This is a genomic window from Streptomyces sp. NPDC047886 (assembly GCF_043204435.1).
Taxonomy (GTDB): Bacteria; Actinomycetota; Actinomycetes; order Streptomycetales; family Streptomycetaceae; genus Streptomyces.
Map to the genome: position 1 here is coordinate 24,648 of NZ_JBIDCF010000006.1, position 14,582 is coordinate 39,229.

The 14,582-nt window shown below is 73.7% G+C and carries 10 protein-coding genes; 9 read left to right on the top strand and 1 reads right to left on the bottom strand.

What is annotated here, in order from left to right; translation table 11 throughout:
* The first annotated feature begins 43 nt into the window (after nt 1-43).
* Nucleotides 44-1,765 (top strand): acyl-CoA dehydrogenase family protein, encoded by a 1,722-nt coding sequence (locus ACGF5U_RS20655; protein ID WP_392711351.1) that lies wholly within the window; start codon nt 44-46, stop codon nt 1,763-1,765.
* Nucleotides 1,766-2,089: 324 nt separating this feature from the next.
* The gene (locus tag ACGF5U_RS20660) at nt 2,090-2,539 is read left to right on the top strand and encodes a hypothetical protein (protein WP_392711352.1); all 450 of its coding nucleotides are present in this window, start codon (nt 2,090-2,092) and stop codon (nt 2,537-2,539) included.
* Here ACGF5U_RS20660 and ACGF5U_RS20665 read toward each other — a convergent pair.
* Complete coding sequence (locus ACGF5U_RS20665; RefSeq protein ID WP_392711354.1) at nt 2,482-3,795, bottom strand: BTAD domain-containing putative transcriptional regulator; 1,314 nt, start codon at nt 3,793-3,795, stop codon at nt 2,482-2,484. The genes ACGF5U_RS20660 and ACGF5U_RS20665 overlap by 58 nt on opposite strands.
* Before the next feature lie 322 nt (nt 3,796-4,117).
* On the opposite strand from ACGF5U_RS20665, the gene ACGF5U_RS20670 reads away from it, so the two are divergent.
* The 7 genes from ACGF5U_RS20670 (at nt 4,118) to ACGF5U_RS20700 (ending at nt 14,579) form a co-directional block, all read left to right on the top strand.
* The gene (locus ACGF5U_RS20670; protein ID WP_392711355.1) at nt 4,118-4,903 is read left to right on the top strand and encodes a BTAD domain-containing putative transcriptional regulator; all 786 of its coding nucleotides are present in this window, start codon (nt 4,118-4,120) and stop codon (nt 4,901-4,903) included.
* A 176-nt stretch (nt 4,904-5,079) separates the two neighbouring features.
* Nucleotides 5,080-7,044 (top strand): amino acid adenylation domain-containing protein, encoded by a 1,965-nt coding sequence (locus tag ACGF5U_RS20675; RefSeq protein ID WP_392711356.1) that lies wholly within the window; start codon nt 5,080-5,082, stop codon nt 7,042-7,044.
* On the top strand, nt 7,041-10,139 hold the full coding sequence (locus ACGF5U_RS20680; protein ID WP_392711357.1) for a type I polyketide synthase: 3,099 nt from the start codon (nt 7,041-7,043) through the stop codon (nt 10,137-10,139). Before ACGF5U_RS20675 ends, ACGF5U_RS20680 begins: the two co-directional genes overlap by 4 nt.
* A gap of 164 nt (nt 10,140-10,303) precedes the next feature.
* Entirely contained in the window at nt 10,304-10,516 is a 213-nt protein-coding gene (locus ACGF5U_RS20685) for an MbtH family protein (RefSeq protein ID WP_392711359.1), read from the top strand.
* Nucleotides 10,513-11,853, top strand: coding sequence for an MFS transporter (locus ACGF5U_RS20690; protein ID WP_392711361.1), 1,341 nt, complete (start codon nt 10,513-10,515; stop codon nt 11,851-11,853). The genes ACGF5U_RS20685 and ACGF5U_RS20690 overlap by 4 nt, the downstream gene beginning before the upstream one ends.
* Nucleotides 11,846-12,751, top strand: a complete 906-nt coding sequence (locus tag ACGF5U_RS20695) for a thioesterase II family protein (protein ID WP_392711363.1) — start codon at nt 11,846-11,848, stop codon at nt 12,749-12,751. Before ACGF5U_RS20690 ends, ACGF5U_RS20695 begins: the two co-directional genes overlap by 8 nt.
* On the top strand, nt 12,741-14,579 hold the full coding sequence (locus ACGF5U_RS20700) for an acyl-CoA dehydrogenase family protein (protein WP_392711365.1): 1,839 nt from the start codon (nt 12,741-12,743) through the stop codon (nt 14,577-14,579). The genes ACGF5U_RS20695 and ACGF5U_RS20700 overlap by 11 nt, the downstream gene beginning before the upstream one ends.
* Nucleotides 14,580-14,582 lie beyond the last annotated feature (3 nt).

Below are 14,582 nucleotides of genomic sequence, written 5' to 3' on the forward strand. Positions count from 1 at the left end.
CACCCTCATGACCCCTCGTCCCAAGCCGGAAAGGCGGACATCCATGGCCGACCCGCTGCTGTTCAACCCGCGCACCTACGACCCCGCGCACTTCGACCCGGAGACCCGCCGACTGCTGCGCGCCACCGTCGACTGGTTCGAGGACCGGGGCAAGCGCCGGCTGATCGAGGACTACCGCTCCCGGGCCTGGCTCGGCGACTTCCTCGCGTTCGCCGCCAAGGAAGGGCTGTTCGCGACCTTCCTCACCCCCGCGTCCGCCGCCGACGGGCAGCAGGACAAGCGGTGGGACACCGCCCGGATCGCCGCCCTCAACGAGATCTTCGGGTTCTACGGGCTCGACTACTGGTACGCCTGGCAGGTCACCATCCTCGGCCTCGGCCCGGTCTGGCAGAGCGACAACGCCGACGCCCGCGCCCGCGCCGCGGAGCTCCTCGACCAGGGCGAGGTGTTCGCCTTCGGCCTGTCGGAGAAGACGCACGGCGCCGACATCTACTCCACCGACATGCTGCTGGAGCCCGACGGCCAGGGCGGTTTCCGGGCCACCGGCTCCAAGTACTACATCGGCAACGGCAACGCCGCAGGTCTCGTCTCCGTCTTCGGCCGCCGCACCGACGTCGAAGGCCCTGACGGCTACGTCTTCTTCGCCGCCGACAGCCGCCACCCGGCGTACCAGCTGGTCAAGAACGTCGTGGACTCGTCCAAGTACGTCAGCGAATTCCGCCTGGAGGACTATCCGGTCGCGCCGGAGGACGTCCTGCACACCGGCCGGGCCGCCTTCGACGCCGCGCTCAACACCGTCAACGTCGGCAAGTTCAACCTGTGTACCGCGTCCATCGGCATCTGCGAGCACGCGATGTACGAGGCGGTGACCCACGCGCACAACCGCGTCCTCTACGGCCGTCCCGTCACCGCGTTCCCGCACGTACGCCGCGAGCTGACGGACGCGTACGTCCGTCTCGTCGGCATGAAGCTGTTCAGCGACCGCGCCGTCGACTACTTCCGTTCCGCCGGCCCCGACGACCGCCGGTACCTGCTCTTCAACCCGATGACCAAGATGAAGGTCACCACGGAGGGCGAGAAGGTCATCGACCTGATGTGGGACGTCATCGCCGCCAAGGGCTTCGAGAAGGACAACTACTTCGCCCAGGCCGCCGTCGAGATCCGCGGCCTGCCGAAGCTGGAGGGCACGGTCCACGTCAACCTCGCGCTGATCCTGAAGTTCATGCGCAACCACCTGCTGGCCCCCGCGGAGTACGAGCCGGTCCCGACCCGTCTGGACGCGGCCGACGACGCGTTCCTCTTCCGCCAGGGCCCGGCCAGGGGCCTGGGCTCCGTACGCTTCCACGACTGGCGCACCGCCTACGACGCGTACGCCCACCTGCCCAACGTCGCCCGCTTCCGCGAGCAGGCCGACGCGCTCTGCGAGTTCGTCACCACCGCGGCCCCCGACGAGGAGCAGAGCCGCGACCTGGACCTCCTCCTCGCCGTGGGGCAGCTGTTCGCGCTCGTCGTGCACGGCCAGCTGATCCTGGAGCAGGCGGGCCTGACCGGGCTGGACGAGGACGTGCTGGACGAGCTCTTCGCCGTCCTCGTACGGGACTTCTCCGCGCACGCCGTCGAGCTGCACGGCAAGGACTCCGCCACCGAGCGGCAGCAGCTGTGGTCGCTGGCCGCCGTCCGGCGCCCGGTCGTCGACGAGGCGCGTTCGGCCCGCGTCTGGCAGCGCGTGGAGGCGCTCTCCGGGGCGTACGAGATGGCGCCGTAAGGCGTACGAGAAGATGGCGCCGTAACGCCACCGTCCCGCCGTCCTCGGCCGCCACCGGCCGGGGGCGGCGGCACGCGCGGCGGTGTCAGGAGGGGTGGTCCCTCCCCGCGCGGGACGGGCTCCGTACCGGTGTTCCGCGCGGCGGCTTCGGCAACTCCCATCGCGCGGACGGGATCCCGCTCGGCCGTCCGCTCACCTCCGGCGGCCGGGGCCCCGGTCACCCTGACGTCTGTCAGGTACCCGCGAGGCGCCCCTCCCGTAGCATCCCGGCGCGGGTGGGGCGGTCCGGCCTCCCCGGCTCGACGATCCGATCAGGGGGAACAGATGCGTGTGATGCGCAGGATCTTCAGCGCGGCGGCGGCGGCGACGCTGACGCTCACGGCGGGACTGGTGCTCACCGGCCCGGCGCCCACGGCCTCGGCGCTCGCGGCCGGCGACCCCGGCGCCTGCGTGGCCAACGGCCGTACGAGCGCGTACGGCCCGCAGTACGTGTGCGGCCTGTGGAAGGGCAACGTGCCCGTGTACAGCTGGCCCTTCGCGGGACAGCCCGTCGTCGGTTACCTGTACGAGGGCGGACGCGCCAACTGGTTCACCGGGCAGTGCCGTTCCTACCACAACGACGGTTCCCCCGCCTACTTCCACGCGAGCGGCTACTACAACAGCTGGTGGGCCTTCACCATGGCCGACAACGGCCGGTGGGGCTGGGTCCCGCTCGTCTACTTCTCGGGCGGCGCGAACGACCAGGCGTCCGCCGTACTGCCCTCCGCCTGCTGACGACCGGCCGCCGTCCGCGCCTCGGACACCGGCTGGTAGCCGGGCCAGCGGTCGCGCAGCTGCCGCCACCGCGCCTGGGCCTGGCAGTGCCCGCCGTAGCCGAGCGCTCCCGCGAGCTGCTCCCACGTCATCCCCAGCGCCCGGGCATGGTCGATGAGCTGCATCTCCCCGTAGTCCGCCTGGTCCCTGACGCCGTCGATCAGCGTCAGGCCCCAGTGGAGGACCGTCGTTCTGGGCGACGGACGCGGGGCGGGGTCCGCGGGGCGGCGGGGTAACGCGCGGGTGGCCAGGACCGGGGCGTCGCGTCCCGCCACGGCCGCCACCCGTTCACCGGCGTCGAGGTAGCCGTCGCCGAGGAAGGCGCCCCCGGGGAACCCGCCCCCGGGGAAACCGCCTTCGGGCTCGGACGCGCGGGCGTGCTGGATGCCCTCCCGCCCCGGCTCGGCCACGGCGGCCACCGGGCCGGGGCGTTCGTGCCCGTCCCGTGGCGGCGCCACCCGGACGGCGGCGGGGACGCCGGACGCCGGTCCGGGATCCCGGGGGCGCAGAATCCGGGCGAAGGCCTCACGCAGCTCGGGGCCCGGCTCCAGTCCCGTCTCGTCCGCCAGCCGCGCGCGGACGTCGTGGTAGACGGACTGGGCCTCGGCGACCCTGCCCTCCTGATGCAGGCAGAGCATCAACAGGCGCGCCAGATGCTCGTTCAGGGGACGTGCGCGCCGCGCGTCGGCCAGCTCCGCGCGGACCCGGTGGCCCTCGCCGAGCCGCAGCAACCGCTGCGCCAGCGCCTCCAGTACGCGCACACGCGTCTCCTCCAGCGCATGGCCCGACTGTTCGCGCAGCGTACGGGAGTCGCAGTCGTCCAGCACCGGGCCGCGCCACTGGTTGAGACAGTGGAACAGGGTCCGTACGGCCTCCCGGTCGGGGGCCGTCTCGCTCTCCTTCAGCCTGGCCCGCAGCCGGTGTACGTCGATCCGGTCCGGGTCCGCCTGGAGCATGTATCCGGGGGCCCGCGTGGTGAGCCGCAGCGTGTCGTCGAACAGCGCGCGCAGACGCGCCACATGGCCCTGGAGCACGGCTCTGGCGCTCGGCGGCGGCGCCTGGTCCCAGATGAGGTCGACCAGGTGGTCGACCGACACCACCCGGTTGACCTCCAGTGCGAGGGCGGCCAGCGTCGCACGCCGCCGCGCCCCGCCGATGTGCGGCGACGTTCCGTCGGGCAGACGTAGTTCCACGGATCCGAGCAACAGGATATGCACGTCGGTATCTCCATCCCCTCGGCGAGCCAGATCATGGTGTGCGAGACAGACGGGGGTCGGTGAGCCCGTCGGTCTTTTCGACGTCGGGTGCGGGGAGATAGTGGTGGCGTCGGCTTGCGGGAATCTTGTGAAGAGCTGACACGGGCGGGCCACACCCGGTCGGCCGCGCGCACCGGGCCCGGGGGGACACCGGGCCGGGTACGGGCACGACGGCACATCGGGCACGCCGGGTACGACGGCACGACGGCACGCCGGGCACGCCGGGCACGCCGGGCACGAAAGGCACGACGGGGACAACGGGGACGACGGGGGATCGCGCGACATGAGAGATGGCACGGCGATACTGCTACTGGGACGGATCGGGATCATGGCCGACGGGGTGTTCGTTTCCGCGGGGCCCCCGAAGCAGAGCACCGCGTTCGCGGTTCTGGCGCTCAACGCGGGCAGGCCCGTCCCGATCGATTCGCTGATCGAACGGGTCTGGGACGGCGAGTCGCCGCCGGCGGGCAGGGGCGCGCTCTACGCGTACGTGTCACGGCTCCGCACACTGCTCGCGCCGCTGCCGGACGTCCGGCTCCGGCGCAGCGACCACGCCGGCTACGTACTGGAGGCGCCACCGGAACGCGTCGACGTGTACCGCATGCGCCGACTGATCAAGGAGGCCCGGCGTGCCGCCTCCGTCGGCGACGACCTCGCGGCCACCGACCTGCTGCGCTCGGCCGTCGGCCTGTGGCGCGCCGACACGGCGTTCGGCGGTGTCGGCAACCGCTGGCTCGACGGCGTACGCGAGTCCCTCGGATGGGAGAGACTCGGGGCCCTCACCGAGCTCTACGGCGCCGAACTGCGGGCCGGGCGCCACGCGGAGGTGCTCGGAGAGCTGTCGTGGCTCGTGACCGCGCACCCCCAGGCCGAGCCCCTCGTGGCGCTGCTGATGCACGCGCTGCGGCGGTGCGGACAGACCGCCGAGGCCCTGGACCTCTTCGAACGGACGCGCCGGCGCCTGGACGAGGAGTACGGCTGCCGTCCGGGCCCCGCGCTCCAGGCCAGCCACCGGGAGCTGCTGCGGCAGGGCACGGAGGCGTACGTCCTGCCGGCCCTGCCCGGGTAGCGGTCGGAAAGCCTCTTCACCCCAGCCGGTCGTCCCCGGCGCCGCCACACTGCCGGGACCCCCTTCCGATACGCCATCGACGGCCGGCGCCGCTTCGATGGCCGGGCGCTGGCACAGCCCGGAACTCTTCTCGTCCGGGGGCGGTCGTCGCCGCCCACGGAGTCGTGGAGGACCGGATGCGGGATGAAGATGAAGAGGCTCTCGTTGTTCCCCAGCTGTTCGTACGGCAGGTGGCGGCCACACCGGAGGCGCCGGCACTGCGCACGGACGACACCCGGCTGACCTACGCCCGACTGGGCTCGGAGGTCGAGCGGCTGGCGCGGGTGCTCGCCGAGCGGGGAGCCGCGCCGGGCGGTGTGGTCGCGGTCGAACTGCCGCGCGGCGCCGACCTGGTCACCGCGCTGCTGGCGGTCCTCACATCGGGCGCCGCCTACCTGCCCCTCGACCCCGCGCTGCCGCCACACCGCCGGAACACGCTGCTGACGGCGGCCGGGGCGCACCTCGTGATCGGTACGGGCCCCGGGCAGATCCCTCCGGACAGCGCACCGAAGGGCACGAGCGGCCAGGAGCCCGGCCGGGACCTGTTCCCGCGTCTCCGGCCGGACGACCAGGCGTACCTCATGCCCACATCGGGGACGACCGGCGAACCCAAGCTGGTGACCGTCACCCACGGCGCGCTCGCCCATCACGCCCGGGTCGTCGGCGCCCGGTTCGGGCTGACCCCGGCCGACCGGGTGCTGCAGTTCGCGGGGCCGGGATTCGACGTGTACGCCGAGGAGGTCTACCCCACCCTGCTGTCCGGCGGAACCGTCGTGGTGCCAGGCGGGCGGATGCCGTCACCGGCCGAACTGGAGGCGTGCGTCGCCGAGGCCGGGGTGACGGTCCTCAACCTGCCGACGCCGTACTGGGACCAGTGGGTGCTGGACCTGGCCGCCGCGCCGCGCCCCCTGCCCGCGTCGCTCCGTCTGCTGGTGATCGGCAGCGACGTGGGCCACACGCACACCCTGGCGTCCTGGTGGCGGCAGAGCGACGTCCCCGTGCTCAACGCCTACGGGCTGACCGAGACCACCATCACCGCCCTCGTACAGGAATGCCCGCCGTCGCGGCTCCCCGAGCGGGCGACCCTTCCCATCGGCGTCCCGCTGCCCGGCGTCACCGCCCACGTACTCGACGACGAGCTGAACCCCGTCCCCGACGGCACCACCGGTGAGCTGTACCTCGGCGGCGCGCTGCTGGCGCGCGGGTACCACGGCATGCCCGCGCTGACCGCCGAGCGGTTCCTGCCCGACCCGTTCGGCGGACGCCCCGGCGCGCGTCTCTACCGCACGGGTGACCTGGTCACGCGTACGGACGACGGGGCGCTCGTCTTCCACGGACGCCGCGACGCCCAGCTGAAGATCCGGGGACAGCGGGTCGAACCGGGCGAGGTGAGCGCCGCGTTGTGCCGGCACCCGGCCGTCCGTCAGGCGTACGTGCGGGCCGTGCGGGACGACGCGGGGGACGCCCGCCTCGTCGGATACGTCGTCGCCGACGACGTGACGGGCGCGGAGCTGCGCACCCATCTGGCTCGGCTGCTGCCCGCCGCCATGGTGCCGGACCGCTATGTGCCGCTGCCCGAGCTGCCGTTGACCCCGGGCGGCAAGGTGGACGTCAAGGCACTGGAGTCGGCGACCCCGCCACCCGGCGCCGGCACCGCCGTCCCGGTGGAGCGGCTGACCGGGATGGAGGCCCTGGTGGCCGGGGTATGGGCCGACGTACTGCGGCGGGGACCGATCGGCCCGGACGACACCTTCTTCGAACTCGGCGGCCACTCCCTGCTGCTGGTCCAGGTGCAGCGCCGCCTCTCGGCCGAACTGGGACGCACCGTCTCGGGTGTCGACCTGTTCGCCCATCCGACCGTCCGCAAGCTCGCGGCGTTCCTCGCCGACGAAACGGCGACCGGCACCGACACCGACACGGCCGCCACCGACACGGACACCGACACGGCCGACGCCGGCACGGACACGGCCGGGGCCGGGGGCGGGGGCGCGGACGAGGACGGCACCGCCGGGCGGGCGGCACGGCGACACAGCACGATCCGGCAGACGGCCCAGCGCCGGACGCGCCGGGCCGGCCGCGCCTCGGACGGCGGTGCGCGATGACCGCGGCCGCGGCGCTGGAGGCCGCGATCGACCCGGACGGACCGTACCTGGCCGTCGTCGGCATGGCCTGCCGGTTCCCCGGCGCCGCCGACGTCGACGAGTTCTGGGACAACCTGCGCAAGGGCCGCGACTGCGTGACCCGCTACCCGGAGAGGGAGTCGGCGACCGGCGGTACCTACGTGCCCGCCCTGGGCGAACTCGCCGGGGCCGACACCTTCGACGCCGCCTTCTTCGGCTACTCGCCGGGTGAGGCCCTCGCCCTCGACCCGCAGCACCGGGTGTTCATGGAGTGCGCGTGGACCGCGCTGGAGGACGCGGGGCACCAGCCGTCCGGCGGACCCGACGTCGTCGGCGTCTACGCGGGCAGCAGCCAGACCGACTACCTCGCCACCCTGCTCGCCCACCCGGAGGCCACCGCCGGGATGGGGGAGTGGCAGCTGAGGCTCGCCACCGGGATCGACATGCTGACGACCCGGGTCGCCCACCGGTTCGGCCTGACGGGTCCCGCCGTCACCGTGCAGACCGCCTGCTCGACCTCCCTGGTCGCCATCCACGTGGCCGCGCAGGCCCTGCTGGCGGGCGAGTGCGACCTGGCGCTCGCCGGCGGGGTCAGCGTCCATGTGCCCCCGAGGCTGGGCGAGTACACCGAGGGCGGAGTGATCTCACCGGACGGCTACTGCCGACCGTTCGACGCGCGTGCCCAGGGCACCGTCGCCGCGAACGGCGTCGGCGTGGTCGTCCTCAAACGACTCGGCGACGCCCTGGCCGACGGCGACCACATCAGGGCCGTGGTGCGCGGCAGCGCCGTCAACAACGACGGTCTGGACAAGGTCGGGTACACCGCGCCCAGCGTGAGCGGGCAGGCGGCGGCGATCAGGGCGGCGCAGCTGGTCGCCGACGTCGACCCCACGACCGTCGGCTATGTCGAGACCCACGGCACGGGCACGCCGCTCGGCGACCCGATCGAGGTCGCCGCGCTGATACGGGCGTTCACCCGGAACCCCGGCGGCGGCCCGGGTGCGGAGCGGGGGCCCGGTGCGCGGGACGGTGCCAGTGCGGAGGACGGCCTCGGCACGGAGGACGGCCCCCATACGGATCACGGGTCCCGTACGGAGGACGGGTCCCGGCGCGGCTGGTGCCGCATCGGATCGGTGAAGAGCAACATCGGGCACGCGGACGCGGCGGCGGGCGTGGCCGGGTTCATCAAGACGGTGCTCGCGGTGCAGCACGGCCTCATCCCGGCGAGCCTGCACCACACCGCCGACAACCCCGGCATCGCGTTCGGCACCGGCCCCTTCGTCGTGAACACCGAGTCGTACGAGTGGAATCCCCGGCGGCACCCGCGCCGGGCCGGCGTCAGCTCCTTCGGCATCGGCGGGACCAACGCCCACATCGTGCTGGAGCAGCCGCCCGCACCGGCGCCGCGCACCCCCGGCCCCGCCGGCACCGGGGACCAGCTGATCCTCGTGTCGGCCAGGAGCGAGGACCGGACCACGGCGTCGGCCCGGCGCGTCGCCGAAAGCCTCGGCCCGCGCACCGACGTTCCGCTCGCCGACGCGGCGTGGACCCTGCAGACCGGCCGGAAGCCCTTCCCGTACCGGCAGTTCGCCATCGCCGGGGACCACGCGACGGCCGCCGACGAGCTCACCGGGCCGACCGCCCGGGTGTACCGAGCGGTCCCCGGCCGGCCGGTCGCGTTCCTCTTCCCCGGACACGGCGGCCAGCACGTCGGCATGGGCGCGGAGCTGTACGCGACCGAGCGCGTCTACCGGGAGCGGATCGACCTGTGCGCCGAACTGCTCAGGCCCCTCATCGGCCTCGACCTCACCACCCTGCTGCGCCCCGCCGACGCCGGGGAACACGCCGCGGCCGAGAGCGCCCTGCGCCGGATGTCCATCGCCCAGCCCGCCGTCTTCGCGGTCGAGTACGCCCTCGCCGGGCTGTGGCGGCACTGGGGCGTCGTCCCGGACGCGGTCGCCGGTCACAGTCTCGGCGCGTACGCGGCCGCCTGCGTCGCCGGAGTCCTGTCGCCGGCCGACGCGCTCCGCCTGGTGGCGGTGCGCGGGCGGCTCCTGGAGGGCCTGCCGGACGGAGCCATGCTGGCCGTCGCCCTGCCCGAGCACCGGGTCACCGGGCTGCTCGACGACGGAGTGGAGATCGCCGCCGTCAACGGGCCCGACCAGATCGTGGCGTCGGGACCCCGCCCGGCGATCGAGCGGCTCCGGCGCACGCTCACGGCGGCGGGTGTCGAGGCCCGCCTCCTCCGCATCCAGGCCGGCGCGCACAGCGCCCTGGTCGAAGACGTCCTGGAGGAGTACGCGCAGGCCGTCTCGCAGGCCCGGCCGCGCCCGCCGCGGGTGCCGTGGATCAGCGATACCACCGGCGCCGAGGTGGCCCCGGCCGATGTCGCCTCCACCGGGTTCTGGACCGGGCACATGCGCCGGGCGGTCAGGTTCGGCGACGCCCTGAACACGCTGCTGGGCACGCCGGGGCGGGTCCTGCTGGAGGTGGGCCCGGGACGTACGCTCACCACCCTCGCCCGCCGTCATCCCGCCAGGACCGACGAGCATGTGCTGCTGCCGAGCCTGCCGCACCCGGCGGACGACACCCCGGCCCGGCGTACCGTCCTGCACGCGGTCGGCAGGCTCTGGGCCGAGGGTGTGGAACCGGACTGGCGGCGGCTGCACGAAGGCCACGCGCCCCGCAAGGCCGCCCTGCCCACGTACCCGTTCGACCGCCGGCGCCACTCGCCCGTGCCGGACACGCAACCGGAACCGGCACCGGCACCGGAGCGCGCCTCGGCGTCGGCATCCGCGTCGGCGGCGGATCCGGCACCGGAGTCGCCGGCCGACGACGACACGCTGGTCCGCCTGCGGGAACTCTTCGCGCGGGCGCTCGGCATGGACGACGTCGGAGCCCGCGACAACTTCTTCGAGATGGGCGGCGATTCACTGATCGCCGTACAGCTGGCCGCCGCCGTCCAGACCTCGCTGCGGGTGCGGCTGTCGGTCAAGCAGGTCTTCACCGCGCCCACGCCGGAACGGCTCGCGCGCCTCGTCGCCGAAGAGCGGCGACGCGATCACGACGGCCGCTGACCGCTCGTCACCCTGCGCGGCGGTGATGCCCGGTCAAGCACCGGTCCCCGGCGAGCCGCCGTCCATCCACCACCCACCGTCCCAACCCACCACTCACCGTCCAACCACACCCAGCGTCCATCCACCACCGTCGACCATCCATCGACCTCAGCGAAGGGAACGATGTGTCCGAGGACACGGGACGGCGGTACGCCGTCGTCCGCAACACGGAGGAGCAGTACGCCGTCTGGCCGGCCGACAGACCGCTGCCGGACGGCTGGGCCCACGAGGGCACCTCGGGAACCCGGGCGCGATGCCTCGACCGGGTCGCCCAGGTCTGGACCGACCAGCGGCCGCTGAGCCTGCGGACCGCCCACGCGCACGGGGGCGGGGAGTGACCGCCACGGCACCGGCGGCCCAAGCGCCGACCCTGTGGCGCCACAAGGGGTTCCGGAGACTGTGGGGCGCCCAGGCGGTGAGCGTGCTCGGCTCCCAGGTGACCGAGCTGGCACTGCCGCTCGCGGCGGTGGCGGTGCTGGGCGCCGGAGCGTTCGAGGTGGGCGTGCTGGTCGCGGTGCAGTACCTGCCGTTCCTGCTGGTCGGCCTGCCCGCCGGGGCCTGGGTCGACCGGCTCCCGCGCCGGCCCGTCATGGTGATCGCGGACGTGGTGCGCTTCGGGGTGCTGCTGGCCCTTCCCGTGCTGGCGCTCACCGGCGTGCTGGAACTGTGGATGCTCTACCCGGTCGCCTTCGTCGTGGGTGTCGCCACCGTCTTCTTCGACATCGCCGCCCAGGCCTACCTCCCCGCCCTGATCGGTGAGGACCGGCTGATCGAAGGCAACACCAAGCTCCAGGTGTCGCAGACGGTCGGCCAGCTGGCGGGTCCGAGCGTCGGCGGGTTCCTCATCCAGCTCCTCACCGCACCCGTCGCCGTGATCGCCAACGCCATCGGGTTCGCCGTGTCCGGCCTGCTGCTGCTCGGCACCAAGGCGCACGATCCGCGCCCCGAGCGCCGCCCGGACGCGCCGGGTCTCGTCGCCGAGGTACGGGAGGGACTGCGCTACGTCTTCGGACACCGCCTGCTGCGCCCCCTCGCCCTCACCGCCGGACTCGGCAACCTCTTCGGCGTGTTCGGCATGGTGCAGGCGGTGCTGGTGCTGTTCGCCGTCCGCGACCTCGGGCTCGAACCGGGCGTTCTCGGTCTCGCCCTCGCGTTCGCCAACGGCGGCGTGCTGCTGGGTGCCACGGTCAACGGCCGTCTGACCAGACGCTGGGGCACGGGGCCCATGCTGGCGGCCTCCTCGCTGCTCCTCGGCGCCTGTCTGCTTCTGCTGCCCCTCGCGACCCGCGCGACCGCCGTCCCGGTCCTGGGCGTCTCCATGGCCCTGGCCGGAGTGTTCGCCGCCATCTTCAACATCAACCAGGTCAGCCTGCGGCAGGCCGTCACACCGGCCGAGCTGCGCGGCCGGATGACCGCGACGATGCGGTTCGTGGTGTGGGGCACCATCCCCGTCGGCACCTTCGCCGGCGGTGCGCTGGCCGAGACCGTCGGCGTACGGCCGATGCTCTGGATCGCCGGTGTGGGCAGTGTCCTCGCCGGGCTGCCGGTCCTCCTGTCCGCCGTCCGCGCGCTGCGGGAGATACCCACATCGCCGGACGCGCGGGAGCCCGCGGACGCCCCGGGGACCCCGGACCAGCGGGGGGCCGCTGACGGGCAGGGGGCCGGCGGTGACTGACACCTCCGCACGGACGGCTTCCCCCTGGCTGGTCAACCGGACACCGCGCCCGACGGCCCCGCTGCGCATGTACTGCTTCCCGCACAGCGGCGGCTACATCGGGGAGTTCCTGCGCTGGGACGGCGAACTCCCGGAGGCCGAACTCTGGGGCGTACAGCTCCCGGGCCGGGGCGCCCGGATCGACGAACCGTCCCACACCGCGCTCCCCTCCCTCGTCGCGGAACTGGTCGAGGAGGCGGTCTTCGAGCCCCCGTTCGTCTTCTTCGGGCACAGCCTCGGCGCCCTGCTCGCCTACGAGACGGCCCGCGCCCTGCGCGCTCTGGGCCGTACCGGACCGCGGCGGCTGATCCTGTCCGCCTGTCCAGCACCGCACCTGCCGCGCACGCTGCCGCCGCTGCGCGGGCTGGGGGACCGCGAGCTGTTCGCGGCGATCCAGGGCCACTACGGATCGCTGTCCGCCGAACTCGCCGCCGACGACGAGCTCCTGGCGCTGACGATGTCCTCCCACCGGGCCGACTTCACGGTCGTGGAGACCTACCGGCACCGCCAGGGTCCGCCCCTGGACATCCCGTTCCAGGTCATCGGCGGTACCGACGACCGGATGAGCGCCGACGACCTGGCCCAGTGGCGTATCCACACACAGGCCGCGACCGACGTCCGACTGCTGCCCGGCGGCCACTTCTACCTGCGGGACCGGCGTACGGACACGCTCGACGTCATCCGCAGGGCGATCACCCTCCCCGCCCCGGCAGCCCCCGCGCCCGCCACCATCCCCGCGCCCGCCCCGGCAGCCCCCGCGCCCGCCACCATCCCCGCGCCCGCCCCGGCCCCCGCTCCCGTTCCCGTCCCCCGTACCTTCCCGCACCCATCCGGCAGGGAGAACGACGATGGCAGCTGACCACACCCGAAGGACCGGACCCGGCGGCACCGCGGGGTTCCTGTCCGAACTCCACCAGGGACGACTGCGCTGGGACCTGGTATACCCCTTCCCCGAACAGTCCGAGGCCGACCGGAAGCACGGCGACGCCGTCGTCGCCGACGCGGCCGACTTCCTGCGGGAGCACCTCGACCCGCTCACCGTCGACCGCGAGGGACGGCTTCCTGACGGCTTCCACGAGCGGTGCGCGGAGCGCGGCTGGTTCCGTCTCCAGGACCCGCAGGCCGACGGCGGCCACGGCCTCAGCGCGTACAACGCCTTCCGGCTGATCCAGGCGGTGGCCAGCTGGTCGACGGCGGCCGCCACCTCCATGGCGCTCCATCTGGGGCTCGGCGCCGGCGCGTACCTGCCCGCGCTGCCGGACGGCGAACTCAAGGACGAGCTGACCGCCCTGCTGGCCGAGGGCCTGATCACCGGTGACGCCGACACGGAGCCCACGGGCGCGCTGAACCGCACCCGCAAGACGGTCGCCGTGCCCGCCGACGACGGTTCCGGCTGGTTCATCAGCGGCCGCAAGATCTTCATCGGCAACGGTCCCGTCGCCGGGCTGCTGCGGGTGTCGGCCACGGTCGAGGAGCCCGACGGCGACCGGATCCGGCTGTTCTTCGTCGACACCAGGGACCCCGGGTTCTCCGTGGTCTCCCGGCACGAGTACCTCGGCCTGAAGGGCATGCCCAACGCGGCGCTCGCGTTCGACCGGGTCTTCGTCCCGCACAGCCGCACGTTCCCCGTCGAGGAGTCCGCCGGGGGCGGCGAATGGCGCCTCCAGCCGGTGCTGCACCGCATCAGCGTACGCGGGCGGATGTATCCGGTCTCCGCGCCCGCGCTGGCCACCGGGCGGTTGTGCCTGCACTGGATCCGCGAGTTCGTCCGTCGCCGGACCGTCGCAGGACTGCCGCTGGGCGAGTACGAGGAGATCCAGCGTCTCATCGCGACGAGCCTCGCCGAGGTCTTCGCCATGGAGAGCGTCACCGACTGGTGCCTGCTCGCCCAGGAGACGCGTCCCGGCCTGGACGTCGACCCCGAGGAGACCGCCGCCAAGAACATCAACTCCCTGACGAGCTGGCGCATCGTCGACCGGACGCTGTCCCTGCTCGGCGGCGAGGGGTACGAGACGGCTGCCAGCAAAGCCCGCCGCGGCGCCCAGCCGCTGCCGGTGGAGCGGGCGTTCAGGGACGCCAGGGCCCTGCGCGTGATGGGCGGGGTCGACTTCATGGTCGACCACTGGACCGCGCGGCGCATCCTGGCCGCCCACTACGAGAACCCTGGCACGGACCGGGCGGCGGACCCGCACCGGGTGCTGGACACCGACCCGGAGCCGGGCGGGGACGAGAGGCCGGCCCAGTCCCCGGACACCGGGGACGTGCTGCCGCTCTCGCCGGCCAACCGCCGCCACCGGCAGCGGATCACGGAGGAGACGGCGGCGTTCGCCCGTGTCTGCCGCCGGCTCACCCGGGAGCATCCCGACCCCGAAGAGCTGTACGCCAGGGAACGGACGCTGATCCTGCTCAGCCGGATCTCCGCCGAGCTGTTCACCATGGCCCTCGTCCTCGCCAGGGCCGCCCATCTCGACGGCGGCGGGACCGGCGCCGCCCAGCAGCTCGCCGAGACGTACTGCGCCGACGCCCTCCACCGGGTCGCGGACGCGCGACGACAGCTCGACGCGACGGCCGGGTCGACGCCCGCCCACCCGTACCGCGAGGCCAGCGCCCGCTGGCTGCACGGCGGTGACCTGGACTTCCTGCTCAGGGACACCGTCATCGACGGCCCGGCCACGGCGACGCGTTGAGAC

Excerpts from the sequence above, each read along its gene's own strand:
- ACGF5U_RS20660 (WP_392711352.1), top strand. The coding sequence starts at position 2,090 with ATGCGTGTGATGCGCAGGATCTTCAGCGCGGCGGCGGCGGCGACGCTG.
- ACGF5U_RS20670 (WP_392711355.1), top strand. The coding sequence starts at position 4,118 with ATGAGAGATGGCACGGCGATACTGCTACTGGGACGGATCGGGATCATG.
- ACGF5U_RS20655 (WP_392711351.1), top strand. The coding sequence starts at position 44 with ATGGCCGACCCGCTGCTGTTCAACCCGCGCACCTACGACCCCGCGCAC.
- ACGF5U_RS20675 (WP_392711356.1), top strand. The coding sequence starts at position 5,080 with ATGCGGGATGAAGATGAAGAGGCTCTCGTTGTTCCCCAGCTGTTCGTA.
- ACGF5U_RS20680 (WP_392711357.1), top strand. The coding sequence starts at position 7,041 with ATGACCGCGGCCGCGGCGCTGGAGGCCGCGATCGACCCGGACGGACCG.
- ACGF5U_RS20700 (WP_392711365.1), top strand. The coding sequence starts at position 12,741 with ATGGCAGCTGACCACACCCGAAGGACCGGACCCGGCGGCACCGCGGGG.